This is a genomic window from Alloalcanivorax balearicus MACL04, from assembly GCF_025532145.1.
Lineage (GTDB): Bacteria > Pseudomonadota > Gammaproteobacteria > Pseudomonadales > Alcanivoracaceae > Alloalcanivorax > Alloalcanivorax balearicus.
Genome location: NZ_ARXS01000002.1, coordinates 330,901 through 345,642, shown reverse-complemented (window position 1 = coordinate 345,642; position 14,742 = coordinate 330,901). Strand labels below are relative to the sequence as shown.

General features: G+C 54.5%; 12 protein-coding genes and 1 pseudogene. 2 read left to right on the top strand and 11 right to left on the bottom strand.

Going from position 1 to position 14,742, the window contains the following annotated elements:
* Nucleotides 1-143: 143 nt before the first annotated feature.
* From MA04_RS03465 to MA04_RS03415, 11 genes and pseudogenes are all read right to left on the bottom strand, one after another.
* Nucleotides 144-743: pseudogene (locus tag MA04_RS03465) on the bottom strand (alpha-hydroxy-acid oxidizing protein); the annotation flags it as partial.
* 65 nt (nt 744-808) lie between these two features.
* Nucleotides 809-1,039, bottom strand: a complete 231-nt coding sequence (locus MA04_RS03460) for a helix-turn-helix domain-containing protein (RefSeq protein WP_262459457.1) — start codon at nt 1,037-1,039, stop codon at nt 809-811.
* Nucleotides 1,040-1,412: 373 nt separating this feature from the next.
* Nucleotides 1,413-2,447 carry an AlbA family DNA-binding domain-containing protein gene (locus MA04_RS03455; protein WP_262459456.1) on the bottom strand — a complete coding sequence of 345 codons (1,035 nt, stop codon included), beginning with the start codon at nt 2,445-2,447 and terminating at the stop codon, nt 1,413-1,415.
* Nucleotides 2,448-2,583: 136 nt separating this feature from the next.
* Entirely contained in the window at nt 2,584-3,477 is an 894-nt protein-coding gene (locus MA04_RS03450) for a hypothetical protein (RefSeq protein ID WP_262459455.1), read from the bottom strand.
* Nucleotides 3,478-3,558: 81 nt separating this feature from the next.
* Nucleotides 3,559-5,172, bottom strand: coding sequence for a TIGR04141 family sporadically distributed protein (locus MA04_RS03445; RefSeq protein WP_262459454.1), 1,614 nt, complete (start codon nt 5,170-5,172; stop codon nt 3,559-3,561).
* Nucleotides 5,173-5,260: 88 nt separating this feature from the next.
* Entirely contained in the window at nt 5,261-6,130 is an 870-nt protein-coding gene (locus MA04_RS03440) for a hypothetical protein (RefSeq protein WP_262459453.1), read from the bottom strand.
* A 113-nt stretch (nt 6,131-6,243) separates the two neighbouring features.
* Nucleotides 6,244-6,894: an NADAR family protein gene (locus tag MA04_RS03435; protein ID WP_262459452.1), complete on the bottom strand. Its 651-nt coding sequence runs from the start codon at nt 6,892-6,894 to the stop codon at nt 6,244-6,246.
* The gene (locus MA04_RS03430) at nt 6,878-7,921 is read right to left on the bottom strand and encodes a phosphoribosyltransferase-like protein (protein WP_262459451.1); all 1,044 of its coding nucleotides are present in this window, start codon (nt 7,919-7,921) and stop codon (nt 6,878-6,880) included. Before MA04_RS03430 ends, MA04_RS03435 begins: the two co-directional genes overlap by 17 nt.
* 174 nt (nt 7,922-8,095) lie before the next feature.
* Nucleotides 8,096-8,293, bottom strand: a complete 198-nt coding sequence (locus MA04_RS03425) for a hypothetical protein (protein WP_262459450.1) — start codon at nt 8,291-8,293, stop codon at nt 8,096-8,098.
* Between the two features lie 510 nt (nt 8,294-8,803).
* Nucleotides 8,804-9,376 (bottom strand): TetR/AcrR family transcriptional regulator, encoded by a 573-nt coding sequence (locus MA04_RS03420; RefSeq protein ID WP_262459449.1) that lies wholly within the window; start codon nt 9,374-9,376, stop codon nt 8,804-8,806.
* 38 nt (nt 9,377-9,414) lie between these two features.
* Entirely contained in the window at nt 9,415-12,987 is a 3,573-nt protein-coding gene (locus MA04_RS03415) for an AAA domain-containing protein (protein ID WP_262459448.1), read from the bottom strand.
* A gap of 428 nt (nt 12,988-13,415) precedes the next feature.
* Between MA04_RS03415 and sul2 the strand changes: the two genes are divergently transcribed.
* Both sul2 and MA04_RS03405 read left to right on the top strand, forming a co-directional pair.
* Entirely contained in the window at nt 13,416-14,231 is an 816-nt protein-coding gene (gene sul2 / locus MA04_RS03410) for a sulfonamide-resistant dihydropteroate synthase Sul2 (RefSeq protein WP_001043260.1), read from the top strand.
* Between the two features lie 86 nt (nt 14,232-14,317).
* Nucleotides 14,318-14,620, top strand: a complete 303-nt coding sequence (locus MA04_RS03405; RefSeq protein WP_000251875.1) for a phosphoglucosamine mutase — start codon at nt 14,318-14,320, stop codon at nt 14,618-14,620.
* Nucleotides 14,621-14,742: the final 122 nt, after the last annotated feature.

Below are 14,742 nucleotides of genomic sequence, written 5' to 3'. Positions count from 1 at the left end.
AGCTGTTGATCGAGAATTTTGAGCAGGATTCCCAGCGGTGGGGGCTTGGGGGTTGAAGGGAGGCATCGAGGGAACAGGTTGATGTGGTCGCCTCATACCCGAAGAGGTATTACCTAAAAGACATGATCCCAGGTGCACCAATGCCGCCCGCGCAGGCCCACGTCCCACGCCCAGCGCGGGTGCGTCACCGCCTGCAGCACCCGCCGCCAGGCCGCGAACGGGCCGGACATCCCCGAATGCCGATCGCGATAGCGCGCCCCCGGCACCGGCATATCCACCGTAAACACCAGCGTCCGCACCCCCGCCGCCCAGGCCCGCTCCAGCGCGTTCTTCATGAACCCGCGGTCGCGCAGCACATACAGCTGAAACCACATCGGCCGCGTCATCGCCGGCTGCACCTCCTCGATGGGACACACCGACACCGACGACAACGTAAACGGCACGCCCCGCGACGCCGCCGCCCGCGCCGCCTGCACCTCGCCCCGCCGCGCGTACATCCCGGTGAGCCCCACCGGCGCCAACGCCACCGGCAGGCTCACCGCCTCCCCGAACAACCGCGCCGACAGATCCACCTCCCCCACTTCCTTCAATACCCGCTGCCGCAACGCCAGATCGCACAGATCCGCCACATTGCGCGCCAGGGTGTGCTCGTCGTACGCGCCCCCGTCGATGTAGTGGAACAGGAACGGCGGCAGGCGGCGTTTGGCGGCGAGGCGGTAATCGTGGGTGGAGGAGATGATCATGGTTGTCTCCTGGTGAGGTGGCGAACCGGGGAGCCTGGAGAGGAAGTATTCAAACTGTGTACGAACTAAAGGCCGGCCTCATTGAACAATTGGGCAGCGGAGACATTCAACGCCGTGGCGATCCGCAGGATATTCACCAACGACACGTTACGCTCGCCCCGCTCCACCGCCCCGATGTAGGTGCGATGAATGCCTACCTCGGTGGCGAAGGCTTCCTGAGAAATACCGGCGGCCCGCCTCCGCTCCCGGATCACGGAACCCAGCTTTTTCTGTGCGTCATCAATGTGAGTAGTCATATTTCAAATTGTTCTTATAGATGACTATAAATCTACATACTATAAGTAGCACTTCTGCTCGCCCTCCTCTATGATGACTTTACGTATCACCGATACTCATGGAGGGAATCATGAAGAAGCGCAAGCCGAACATTGAGATCGGGCACTATCGTGGGAGCCGATACTGGGGAGTTTGGGTTGATTCTGAACTTTTAGCTGTAGTGTGTTACCGGAAGGGTGCGGAGGCGATAAAATCAGCATTACTGAATCATCAGAGTTTCAAACGGCAAACCGGCTAAGGAGTATTGCAGGTCCGGCTTTTTCTTTGTAATGCTGAGGTAACGGCCCGGTTTGTGGAGCAGCAGCGAAACATATCGGGCCGTTGACGCATTGGTTATTTTTTATCGGCTTTCTCGCTCCGCAAAACATTTACAATAAATTCAATAGCCTTATGGTTATAGATGCTTGGCGTGGCAACTGGGATAGTGCCATTTTTCTTAAATGCATCCTCCTGCCTTTTATTGCGAAAATTGTAAACGGAATAGTCTGGATTATTTTTTAAATCGTTCTCCGAAATACATGCCCAGACGTTCTGCTTTGAAGCGCCTGGCACCTGCTTGGTTACCTCGTCTGCCAGCTCCATTGCCGAATAGGGGTAGCTCCTAGTCAAGTTTTCCTTCACCCGCTGAATTACTTCCACTTTATCGACGGGAACGACGTCGCCAACCAGCTTGAGAGTTGGAGCACCTTCTTTTTCCTTAAACTCGCCCTCTTTAACAAACTTCACCTTTCCAGCAAGATCATCATCTAGAACCAGCACTTGCGAGTCATCACGCTCTATTAAGCCCCGTTCGGTATCCAATATCGCGGCGTTTTGCGGACCAGCGCGACCTATCTTCGCCATAAGGTTCAGCCAACTTTTGTTATTCTGCTCAATGCGATGATTGATAATACTTTCCAATTCAGAACCTTGAACTTTTTGTGTTCGTCCACCGTAACGGTAGTAGATCTCGCCGTTTTTGATAATCTGGTCTTTACCCTCATCTTTTCGTGCGATGACCGGCTTGGTATCAGATGGCCAAATATAGAACGCGCCACAAAACATCCCATCGATTTCGATACTTCCTTGAACCCACCTTATTTCAGAAGAAAATATTTCCAATAGATAACCAGTAATCTTCTCTGGATCTACCTTTTCAAACTGCTCTTTTGATTTCTCCGACAATCCTGATATTTCTCTTGGAGAGTCTTTAACCCCAAAAATTAAGAACCCTCCACGGTTGTTGGAAAAAGCAGCGAAATCTCTAAAGTAATCGGCCAAGGCCGCGAGATTGAATTGCTCCTTAAATTCCAGCTCTTGACCTTCACGGTGATAAAGCCTTTTACCATTTCTTTTGAGGCGTTCTTTTAATAATTCCTCAAACTCCATTCTTCGCCCTTTTCTCCCTTGGAACATAACGCCAATATTTAGCGGCGACCTTTGCGAAACGAAGCGGAGTAAAAGCCGATCGGTAGAAGCCCCGCAGGGCCGGAACGAAAATAAATAACTGGTTAGGCATAGCTTGTCAACCTGCTGAGGCCCAATAATAAAGGAGAACTATAAATCCGAATAATATACCAAGCAACCAAATCACACCGATGGAAACAATTCCAATTGCTCGCACCGGTGCTTGATCAGCATTCAACATCGAAACAGCTCCCGGCAACCACCGGATTAAAACCCCGCTCATAAGGTGTAGAGCAAGCCAGATCGAAGTACTAAAGCTGGTTGCAAAGATAACAAAAGCCAGGCTTCCAAACTGGGGCGGGAACTCCATAAATTGCAACCCGTAAAGCAAGAAGACTTGCAAAATCGCGCCATTTGGCTCGTCAGCACCATACTGAAATGCATATGAAAGGCCACTGTAGACGATCAAACCTAAGAAAAAAGCAAATATGACGCGGACAACTATCGTGGTGAAAGTGACATTAACCGCAACCTTGACTAACGGAGGTAAAGGTAGCCGGATTACCAGTCTCGTGCCCCATAATGATAGGTAATCTAGAATGCCGTTGAACGTCATACCAACAGCAACAAGGAGCAGAATCCAGAGCAATGCTCCCAAAAATGGGCCCTGACCAACCAGGTCTCCAATTTGCGTGACATCTACGGCAAGCGCGCCAGTTGCGACAATTAAAAACGCAAACAACAGACCGGAAACCGCCATGGATCGGCTAAAACAACGCCATGACAGATGTTTAGTCCCAAAAATTTCGGTAAAAATACTATCGAATGAAAACAGCCAATCTGCATCTCCAACCTTGACGCGTTTGAGCTGCCGCGTAATTTTGAGTCGGAATTCTGGAGCAAGATCTTCGTCGAAATCCTTGGTAACACGGCGAATGAAATAGCTGACTGCACAGATCGATGCGAGCCAACCAAGGACGTTCAGCCAATAATTATTGCTTAGAATTTCCACAGACCTCTACTTTTTCCTACCGCTATAGTTGAGGAGCGGCCAGACTGCAAAGCAGGCTGAACGGTCCAGTGCAACTGCTTGTTAAATCTTGTCTGGTGCTGCTGCATACGCTTTTAGCACCTTCCGCTTCTCCTCAACAGAAATCTTCGCAAGCATTGCAGTGAATCCCATAGCTTCAAGTCTAGAAATGCAATTCTTGAGACTGATCTTTGAGAAGAAAGGCACGGAGAGAGGATCGCTGCTCTCGCTAATCACTGCATAAACAACGCGATACTCTCCCGCCAAAGGCGATTTTTCTGGATCATCTATCTTGCGGTCGTCCGGCAGCTTGTCATTGACAATACTCCTATATTCCGCGTCCATTCTGAATAGTTCACCTGACACCAACCCTTGATTGAATAAATGACTGAGAACACTTGATCCACCATACCTTTTCACATGGATAAATTCTCTCTCATTGCGATATAGGTCGCATACCTCCACGCCTGATGCAGAACCGGGCACATAGGCAAGATCCCTATCCATAAGAACATACTGCGCCGGATCGTCGTTCGAAACACGGCTGTTGTAGGCGCCCTCGGATTCATCATCATAGCTGGGCAGCTGCCTGTCATAGCGCGTGATTGCGTCAAACTTCTTGTTAATTATGTCGGCGTATCTCCTTTCGACTTGATACCACTTCCCGTTATTCAGGAGGCACACTTCATTGTTTCTCTCCACCTCGGCATACAAGTAGTAGTACGCTGGCCGATCAAGGACCGGGTTGTCATCAGCATCCACACAATAAATCTTACGCTGCATCAATTTCTCTTGTGTGACTTTCCGGTCCTTAAATGTCTCCAAGAAATCAAGAACGCGAACGTCATAGACTCGCGGCTCACGTCTTCCCATGGAATACCTGAACCCCACCACACGGTTCCAGTCAATTATTTCCGGGACTGACATCCAGATCTTGTCGACCTCACGGCGATTGATACTGTCAATGAGTTGGTCATCCAGATCTTCTATAAGCTCTGGATCACGGATCTGGCCAATGTGGTCAATCCATGAAAATGGCCCGTTCTTGTATCCGTCACTTCGATACGCAACCAGGAGTCGTCCTAACAGGTCCGGCAAGTCCATCGGATCGATCTCCAAGCTCAAATGGATGGAATCTAACCCTGATACACGGCTGCCAAAGTATTCCTCAGTTGGTTTTCCTGTTACTGCTCGAAGCAAATCCCTTTCTACATCAATGCCAAAGTACTGAACTTCAGTTGCACGGCCAGATTGCTCTCGCAACTGCGTGGGCTGTGCTTCTAATGTGGATTTGTCAATGCTTCTTATGCTGGTGGGATCGAGAATATTCAGGGCGGCCCTCAGCCCAAATTCCGTTTCAATCTTTGCGCTATCGATATTGTGCCAACCCTGGCCAAATGAAATTAGGAAGGTTCGCTGTTGCCAAGGTATGGAGAGAAGGGCGCCGGTAGACGAATTCCGCCCGAATACTGACGCATCTACAAAATCTTGAAAGAATGTGACCCACTTCGGAGCATTAGAAGTCTGTTGCCTGACATAGAGCGTCGCTAGGCAGTTTTGTCCCAAGTCTAAAGTAGATTTTTTTAGTGTTCCGGCATTCTTTACGTTTTCGTCGGGGTTTGCCATGCCACCCTTGGCGAGATAAATGCTCAGGTCTATCTTTGGTTCCTTGGCCATGTCAGCTCCCCCTTCAAAGATCTAAAGTTTGGTTAACGGGCGGGCTTTAGCCCCCCCAGTGAGCGAAGCGAACGGTTTCAACCACTTGTTAGCGCTTCCCATCATTTCCGTGAGGAGAGGCTGATGCCGGTTTGGTACTCAGCGCCATGAGCCGCTTGAATAGCTTATCTTCGGCCTCAAGCCCTACCTGCATTTGTTGCTTTTCAAAGAAGGCGGCCAGGTAACCACATCCAGCGTGGAGAACTGTAATGAGGATTTCCTCCAACTGTCGAACCGTTCCAGCGACAAATGCCTCGGTGGTGCGTTCACCTTTGAGGTGGGCTGAATAAAAGAAGCTCGCGCCAAAGGGGGAACCGTGAATGACCTCTGACGAGAGTGAATAGATCAGTCCATATGCCGCGAGTAGTCGCGATCCAGCCTTACGCCCCGCAAGTTCACCTACCCGCCTGATACGACTTGGCATATCTAGGTTGGTCCAGCTCCCGTTTCCTTTACCTGTAAATTCGGGAAATTTGGAAGCGAGCGTTGACGCTGGATTAGGGTCTGAACGGCCTTCAATCGAATATCCGCCACTTCCAAATTTACGATTGTGTTGCCGCCACGCGGCGAATTCGATGTACCTAAAAGCTCGGTCTGCAACCGCATTTGACTCCGCCAGGAGGTAGCTTGCATTCACGAAAGACTCGACTGTCGATCGTGCGATTGGATAGGCGTCGCGGACGGAAATTCCGCGATGTTTAGCAATCTGTAAGAGGGATTCAACAGATTGCCCTTCCCCCATAGCTAGTAATGTGCTTATGCGCCGCTTTGCGTCCGGGAGGCTACAAGTCAACGTTTCGCCTTCATATGTGGTAGGGCCTTGGGATGCGACGAAGAGTGCAAGGCGCAAAAACTCTTGCTGAAGCATTGCCAAAACTCGCAAAGCATCCAGCAGTGGCAACTCCTCGTCTGCGACCATAAGTTGCTTTCCCTAACGCCCGGCTCACGCGCCGATTTGGAGCCGCGAAGCGGCGGAAAATCGGCCGCCGTGCAGCCGATTGTTAGGGCTCAGTAGCAGATAGGACGAAGCCATTAAAATAACTCCGGCTGTTTTTGGCCGTCGCCTGAACTCTTGGATGTGACTGTTCCGATCGGTTTACCTAGTAGCATGAAGTCGGGAATGCCAAGGGGTGGCACCGTCTTCAATACACCTTCCGTATCATCTTTTAGTTTCTCTCTTAATTCCATCAACAGCCTGCCTAGTACGTTCTGCCCGACCAGTTTACCGCCAGTATCGTCTACCAGCTTTACCCCCCAATAGTCATCCTTTCGTGACTGCTCGACGATAGGCTGATTACGCGTTGCAAGCAGCAGCCGACCGAATTCCTCATAGTTCTGCGCGAGCTTCACGCGCAGGCACCAACGCATAACCTTGTATCTGATCTCGTCCCAATCCGGCCTTGAGTGATTGCGATACGGCTTGCTCTTCATCTTGGCAGTCATCGGGCTGTTCTGCCCGATGATTTCACGTTGGACTGCCGGCATATGGGGGAAGCGGCAGGATTGATACAGGGCCTCTGTGGTCAAGATTCGAACACCGTTGATCTGCAAGGGGTAGCCCGATGCCATGTTGGAAAGGCCACCAAAGGCCTCCTTCGTCTTGTAGACAACGACAACCTCGCTGCGGACGTAGGTCCTCAAGAGGCTTTTCTCATATTGATCTAGGCTAGAGCGTGAGATCATCGAAGACATTCCTCGCGGACGAATAGCCCTCACGCTGTAGTAGCGGATACCAGTGCAGGGCCCCCGAAGTCGCCTCTGGGTCTCCCCACCACATTGCAAGTGGACAATTGTTTGGGCAATTACGGTAAGTGACGATCATCGATCCGAAACCCACACCGAACGGACTGAAGCCGAGAGGGCGCATAGACTGCTTCGGGTTGTCACTCATCGCCCTGATCTTAGCACCAGCGATAAGGAACTCGCTCTCCAGGACTTGGCGGCCCATTTCAGAGGAGAACGGATGGATGGCTGCTTCACTCGGCTGTCGAGGCTCAAAAGGGAACTTTACCGGCTGAGCAATGTAGTCCTGAACCTCCGCCACATCTGGGACCGCTGTGGGCCAAAGCACTCCTGAACTGTTCTTGAACCACTTCCGATTCTCAATTTCGAGGGCACGCCAATAGGTGACGGAGATGTTCTTGCCCGACTCTGCGATTACGTTCTTGAGTCTCTTATTGACCAGATACCACCAGCCTCCCGAGTGAAGAGCAGCGACGATGACATTGACCGTGGCCGATTGAGGCGCGTCATTTATAATCCACGGCTCAAGGTCATTCCCCACGCGGTTACCACTAAACATCACGTCATCAAGATAGATGAAGTCGCCACCATCTTCTCCGCAGCCATCTATATCGAGACCACATTCGTCCTCAAGGCACTTCGAGAAGAGCTTCAGCATCTCCCTCTGGCTCTGCCCGTTCCGTTGGATGTTCAAGAAGTTCGCATACGACCAGTACTCCGTGGGGTCAGCCCCAGCCAGCTTTGGATTGGTCACGAGGGCGCGGAGAAAGTCATTTACGTTCTTTCGTGTGAAGAAGGTCTGCTTGATAACGTGCTCAAACTCACGCAGGAACGGCAACTGCTGGGCGGGAGTGAACTGATGAAGCCAACGATCGACGTGCTCCGGTGTCGGCTCGGGGAGGTCCCTTTTTCGATAGGTCTTAATCTCGCTCGCGACGGAAGCGAGGAGGTCATCACGTTCGGTCATCTAGTATCCTCCTCCCAATTTACGAATCTTAAATCTTCTTTGTGTTTATTGCCAAGATCCGCACAATAATAAGCGCATTTGGATGTAGTAGGCGTACGCCCTAACACCCCTGTGCAGCGGCGAACGTAGCGAGTCCGGCGCCGACAGGCGCGAACTGCCACGGATTGTTAGGCTTTAGTTGAGCAACCATATACCAGCACCAAGCCCTATAGTAGCCAAAATGAGTTTTGAAATAGTTGCAGCTGCTATATTTGGCTCCACGCCAGCCGCGATAGCTTTCTGGTAATACCACTCGTTATTCGTGTGAATAAAGACAACCATGCCAATTGAATGGGCAGCCAAAATAAAAAATGCACCGCTAATCCAGTTCATTTTTCACCCCCTTTTCTGATATTGAAACCCCGACACCTATTACTACATTCCCAACCACATACACAATAGGGCCACCAACACACGCGTACAACAAATACGCAACGCCCTCTAAAATTTCAAACTCTCCAAATGAACTAAAACTCTCTCTGACTGCATACCCGAGAATGATCAGAATAACTAATCTGGAAAAATAACCTATTAACGATATCAGGGCGCCTAGTTTGTACATTTTGACTGCCTAACAGGTATTAGGACGCCGGCACGAATATCCAATAAACGCGCCGGCGTCATATCTCTTTTTCTAGCTTCCCCTGACGCAAAATAAGACCAGAAAAGCCAGCCACTGACAAACGCTTCAAACCGCCATTTCCCCGACATCTCGGCCAATCCTCTGCCCCAAAACAAAAAGACCGCCAACGCCCAAGCGCCAACGGCCCTTTAAGTAAGCCCTTACTAATCGGCCAGATCAAATCAATCGCAGATCAGCCACCCACGCTGCGGCAAGTCCGGCTAACCACCCTCCCCCGGCAACGGCAACCCAGCAATCCGCCTAGCCGTCTCTGGCGGCACACCCAGCGCCTGCAACACCATCTCCGCCGCAATACGGTCGGCATGCTCCACCTCGCCGTCTTCCACGAGCAGGTTCATGGCGCCCAGGGTGGCGGAGATCACCATGCTCATGGCCATTTCTTCGTGGGCGTAGTGGAAGTCGCCTTGGCGGCGGCCGGCTTGGAGGTCGGCGCGGAGGTAGGTGGCGAGGGTGGAGCGCATGCCTTCGGCGTAGCGGACCACGGTGATCAGGGCGCGGGTCCAGTCGGGGTCGGTGCGGGCTTTGTTCATGAAGGTACGTACGGCGATGCTGAGGCGTTCGGCGCCGCTGTCCACGGCTTCGCTGACGGTGAGGATCTGTTCGGAGAGCTGGACGGCGAGTTCCAGGCCCACGGCTTCGAGCACCTGTTCGCGAGAGCGGAAGCCGTTGTAGGTGGTGCCGTTGGAGACGCCGGCTTCTTCAGCGAGGGTGTTGAGGGCCAGGCTGCCAACACCGGCGCGGGCCGGGGCCAGTGATCTAGATGGGTCCGTCAACGTTCAGACGATACCTCAGCTCAGTCCGAGCTTTGCGATCAGGCCATGTCGGGATATTGCTGCCGAACGCGTGCTTCGAGCGCGTCAAGTTGAAGGGTAATTTCCGCTTTCAGGTCACCGCTATACAGCATGGATGTTTCCATGTTCTGGTATTTTCCCTCCCTCACGGCACTCGCCCAGTTGTAGGAACCCACACACAAAAAGTCATCGTCGGCCATGATGAGCTTGCTATGAACCTGACTGACTACCTTCACCGTCATACCGCGCTCGGCGAGCGCTTCACAGCACCGTTCGAAGCGGGACGTCTTCTGGGCATCCGTCTGGTTGCCGCTAGTGGTGTTGAAGTGATGATCGGCATAGACCGTGATATCGACACCTCGCGCGGCCGCTTTCTCTAGTGCTACCAGTAATCCACTCTCTTCTAGACGATCCAGCGAAATCCAAGGAGACACCACCGCGATCTCCGCACGCACACGCTCAAGCAGGTCTTTGATGCATTGATCATGTGCTTCGGCGTTGTTGATCAACCGTGGCTTTTGACACAGCGCGAGTAGATCAGGACGTGCCGCACTCGCTGTGAACAACAACTCATTGTGCTCATGGCTGAATAGATAACGGCCCAGCAGATATCGCGGTGTGCCGCGTGCCGCCGTCCCGATAACGTCCATATCGCCAAAGACGAGAAAGCTGTCCTTCGCGCGTGATACCGCCACGTTTAGAATCGACGGGTCGTTGTCGATAAAGCTGCCATCGTCGTGGCGCGAATATACTGCTGAAAACAGCACGACCGGGCGCTCTGCCCCCTGAAGGGCGTGCACCGTGCCCACCGTCATTTCCTCATTGCCCCCACCTACCCTGATATCGCGCGACAGGCACTCTTGCTCGATCAGATTGGCCTGGGCCTTGAAAGGCGTTACCACACCGACGATCTGTTCCAGCGGCTTGCCGTGCACGGTCTCCAGCCGTTCGCGTTGATCGGCCAGCCATTCAGCCACGGTGATGGCTTCCAGCCGGTTGATGCGACTTCCCGAAGGCGGGGTCTCGGCCCGGCCATCGACGTGCACATAGCCAAAGGGCGGGAGATCCGCATCGATAGCGGGCCTGTCACGCAGCGGCTGCAACAACCCGCGATAACAGAGATCGTTGCAATAGGCGATGATGTCGTTCAGGCAACGCCGATGTTCGCGCAGGAACATGCCCGGCTCGGCCTGTTCTAGATAGTGGTAGCGGCTCGCCATTTGAGCGATGCGCATCACGCTGCCATCCACCACCGAGCGCCCACTTTCACGCAGCCCCTCGTACTCGTCGATGGCCGTGAGCAGACCCTGATGCACCAAATTACCCACATCGACCGTCTGCGACTGCGTTGCGACCGGCTTGATTTGATGGACGTCACCAATCGCCAGTAGCCGCGTGGCCAGCGCCATGGAGGCGCCCGCGACATCTGGCCCGGCCTGACCGGCTTCGTCGACAATCAAGAGGTCGATCTCGTTGATCAGGTAATCGTCGCGGAACTGGTCCTCGCCTTCGAACACGCTGTGGGTCATGTGGGACGGCAGTGAGTGCAGCGTCGACACGATGCAGGGCGTCAGCATCATTCGCCGGCGCCAGCGGGGGCGTACCTTGGAAAGCCCCGGTTTCTCTTTCCCTTTGGCCGTCTGCTCGGCCAGCTCGTCAGCACGTTCAGCGCACGCCTCCAGCCAGCGCGCCTCCCAGTAATGCACCGCCAGTTGAAAGAGCTGAAAGCGAAGCGTGGTATCCAGTGCCTGATCGAAGGCGTCAAACGAGGTTGGTAGCGTATCAAGGCCCAACGCTTGATAGGCTGTCTGGAGCCTCGAAGTGAGCTGTTCGATCTCCTGCACGCTCTGCTGGCACTCGGCAATAAAGCCCTGTTTCTGGTTCAGCACCTCACGCTGCTGACCCAACCAGGCCTTCAACGCGACCTCGGTGGAATCTGCCAATGGAGATTGCTCGATCAGCCGACGCCCCTCGACACTCAGGTGCTCGCTGATGAACAGTTCACGCCGCATGCGGCGCTTTTTGGCCACCGGCGGCAGCACGGCAAGCAGTGAGAGCCACATCGGCTCGTCGGCGCAAAAGCGCTGCCACCGTTTGAGATCCGCCTCGATGCCCTCGAACTCGCCTTGCAGCGCGGCGACCACCGACTGTTCGCGAGCCAGCATCTCCTCGGGGGCGTCCCCCAGTTTCTCCGCGAGCTTGGCCTGAAGCGTTGCCCGTGTCGTCCAGTACTGGTACAGATCACGAAGTTGCGACTGGCGCTCGTTCAGCCGCAGATGAAGCCGAGAGCGAACGGTATCCACACGGGTGAGCGTTTCATCGTCGAGCGCCTGCCGAGCGCGCTGGAGAAAGGCCATCTCGGCGCGCTCGTGGTATTCCGGCGATTCGATCTCGCGATAGAACGACGGCGTCTGATAGTGCTTAGATGCCTCGCCTTCCCGACTACGCGCGCAGTAGTAGCCGCCGTAGCTGGTGATGTCGGGCAGCCAGCGCCCGCCGAAGGCATCCTGGGTTTCTTCGAACTCCTTGGCGAAGGCTTCAAGCACGTTGGTCACGGCCTGATTGTTGGTCGATGCCGCGACGATCAGCGGCGGCTCGGCCTCATCGAGCGCGGCCTTTACCCAGAGCGACGCGACCGCCGAGAGCACGAAGGTGGTCTTGCCCGTGCCCGGCGGGCCGTTGACCGCCAGCACCTCGCCTTCCGCCATCGCCATGACCTGCGCCAGCGCGTCGCGCTGGGCAATGGCCAGCGGGTACTGCGTATTGGCGTGGCCCAGACGGTGGGTCATGCCGGGCAGTGGCTTGACGCAGGACTGATACGACTCGATGTTCGACAGGGCGTAATTTTCCAGCAGTGGCAGCGCCTGATCCGTAGTGGAAAGCCAGTCGTAGAGCTTGACAATGTGGGTCGCGGCGCCTAGCTGATCGTCGACCCTGGAGATACGCGCCTCGTTGGCACTCACGAATACTTCTTTCAGCAGATCCTTGGGGCATAGAGTGTCAAACAGCCGCTGGGACAGATCGTAGTACGGCTGCCAGCATTCGCCGTGCGCCTCGAGGGCCGAATCCTCGAGCAGCGCCAGCGCCTGGCTTTCCGACCAGACCCGTGGCTCATGCTTGCTCAGAAAGACGTCCTGTTCCGCCACATCGGCCAGCGTAAAGCGGTCATCGGCCTGCGGCGCCAGCAGATCGCGGGGAATCACCGGTGGCTCGGCAGGGATCAAACGGCCATCACGAGCAACCCACAAACCGCAGATCAGCGGCGTGATGACATCGGGGTAAAGTGCCCGCTTTTTCGTCCCGTGCTCCTGCAATACCTTGTACACCGCCGGGCGCAGCGCCACCCGCACCACCTGGGTCGATTCCTCTTCTTCCGCGAAGAGTTTCTGGAGCACCGGGTGATCCGACGGCAGGCGGCCGTCGCGGTAGACCGTTCTTTCGAGATAGTCGGTCTGCCCCAGGGCCTTTTTGGTCAATGCCCCACGGCCGCTTTCGGCATCCGCCAGCGAGTTGCGCCAGTAGCGAAGCCACTGCCGGACCGTGGGCTGGGGGGACTCTGCTTGGCTCATGCCTTCGCCTTCTTCCTTGTCCACTTTTTCCTTTTTTCAGCGCCTGTGCCGCGCCATCTAATGCTTGATCGATTCCTGGCCTATTACTTCTCTAATTTCAAGGCTTACTGACCGCTTTCGGCATAGTTCTCAACTGAGAACAGCCCTATTCCCACTCTATTGTAAACAAGACATTTTTATCTTTTATATTCAATGGCTTATTTTCCTGCTAATTGGTAATACCATGAAAAATACCATGCTCAGAAAAGGCTTAACAATATTTTGAAAAATTGCCTACTGAGCGCTGCCGCACAGCTCCATAGGCCGCTTTCCTGGCTTTGCTTCCAGATGTATGCTCTTCTGCTCCTGCAGCTAATGGATCACCGCAAACAGGTTACTCGCCTGGGGATTCCCTTTCGACCCGAGCATCCGTATGAGACTCATGCTCGATTATTATTATTATAGAAGCCCCCATGAATAAATCGCTCATCATTTTCGGCATCGTCAACATAACCTCGGACAGTTTCTCCGATGGAGGCCGGTATCTGGCGCCAGACGCAGCCATTGCGCAGGCGCGTAAGCTGATGGCCGAGGGGGCAGATGTGATCGACCTCGGTCCGGCATCCAGCAATCCCGACGCCGCGCCTGTTTCGTCCGACACAGAAATCGCGCGTATCGCGCCGGTGCTGGACGCGCTCAAGGCAGATGGCATTCCCGTCTCGCTCGACAGTTATCAACCCGCGACGCAAGCCTATGCCTTGTCGCGTGGTGTGGCCTATCTCAATGATATTCGCGGTTTTCCAGACGCTGCGTTCTATCCGCAATTGGCGAAATCATCTGCCAAACTCGTCGTTATGCATTCGGTGCAAGACGGGCAGGCAGATCGGCGCGAGGCACCCGCTGGCGACATCATGGATCACATTGCGGCGTTCTTTGACGCGCGCATCGCGGCGCTGACGGGTGCCGGTATCAAACGCAACCGCCTTGTCCTTGATCCCGGCATGGGGTTTTTTCTGGGGGCTGCTCCCGAAACCTCGCTCTCGGTGCTGGCGCGGTTCGATGAATTGCGGCTGCGCTTCGATTTGCCGGTGCTTCTGTCTGTTTCGCGCAAATCCTTTCTGCGCGCGCTCACAGGCCGTGGTCCGGGGGATGTCGGGGCCGCGACACTCGCTGCAGAGCTTGCCGCCGCCGCAGGTGGAGCTGACTTCATCCGCACACACGAGCCGCGCCCCTTGCGCGACGGGCTGGCGGTATTGGCGGCGCTGAAAGAAACCGCAAGAATTCGTTAACTGCACATTCGGGATATTTCTCTATATTCGCGGTTCAGCAGGCATGTCCCCTTTGAGGGCGACCCGACGACAGGATAATCGACCTTATGGTGCGCAAATATTTCGGCACAGACGGTATTCGTGGCAAAGCCAACGAAGGCGCGATGACGGCGGAAACCGCCTTGCGCGTCGGCATGGCGGCTGGCCGTGTCTTTCGTCGCGGTGACCACCGCCATCGTGTCGTGATCGGCAAGGATACGCGCCTGTCGGGCTATATGCTTGAACCCGCGCTCACAGCCGGTTTCACCTCGATGGGCATGGACGTATTCCTTTTTGGCCCGCTGCCGACAACGTATAGGAAGAATAAACGCCCTTTTCACCCAAGTCCAACAGCTTTGGACCGCAGTTGACTCTTTCGACACCCCTGCGATGCAACCCAATCCGGCTGACGGGGAGCCAGCAACGCTGAAAATTTACCCTCCTCTTTCCCACTAGCGGCTCCTTTTCCGACAACCAGCACGGCGGATCCCTG

Excerpts from the sequence above, each read along its gene's own strand:
- MA04_RS03445 (WP_262459454.1), bottom strand. The coding sequence starts at position 5,172 with ATGGCCAAGGAACCAAAGATAGACCTGAGCATTTATCTCGCCAAGGGT.
- sul2 (WP_001043260.1), top strand. The coding sequence starts at position 13,416 with ATGAATAAATCGCTCATCATTTTCGGCATCGTCAACATAACCTCGGAC.
- MA04_RS03460 (WP_262459457.1), bottom strand. The coding sequence starts at position 1,039 with ATGACTACTCACATTGATGACGCACAGAAAAAGCTGGGTTCCGTGATC.
- MA04_RS03425 (WP_262459450.1), bottom strand. The coding sequence starts at position 8,293 with ATGAACTGGATTAGCGGTGCATTTTTTATTTTGGCTGCCCATTCAATT.
- MA04_RS03435 (WP_262459452.1), bottom strand. The coding sequence starts at position 6,894 with ATGATCTCACGCTCTAGCCTAGATCAATATGAGAAAAGCCTCTTGAGG.
- MA04_RS03405 (WP_000251875.1), top strand. The coding sequence starts at position 14,318 with ATGGTGCGCAAATATTTCGGCACAGACGGTATTCGTGGCAAAGCCAAC.
- MA04_RS03455 (WP_262459456.1), bottom strand. The coding sequence starts at position 2,447 with ATGGAGTTTGAGGAATTATTAAAAGAACGCCTCAAAAGAAATGGTAAA.
- MA04_RS03440 (WP_262459453.1), bottom strand. The coding sequence starts at position 6,130 with ATGGTCGCAGACGAGGAGTTGCCACTGCTGGATGCTTTGCGAGTTTTG.
- MA04_RS03430 (WP_262459451.1), bottom strand. The coding sequence starts at position 7,921 with ATGACCGAACGTGATGACCTCCTCGCTTCCGTCGCGAGCGAGATTAAG.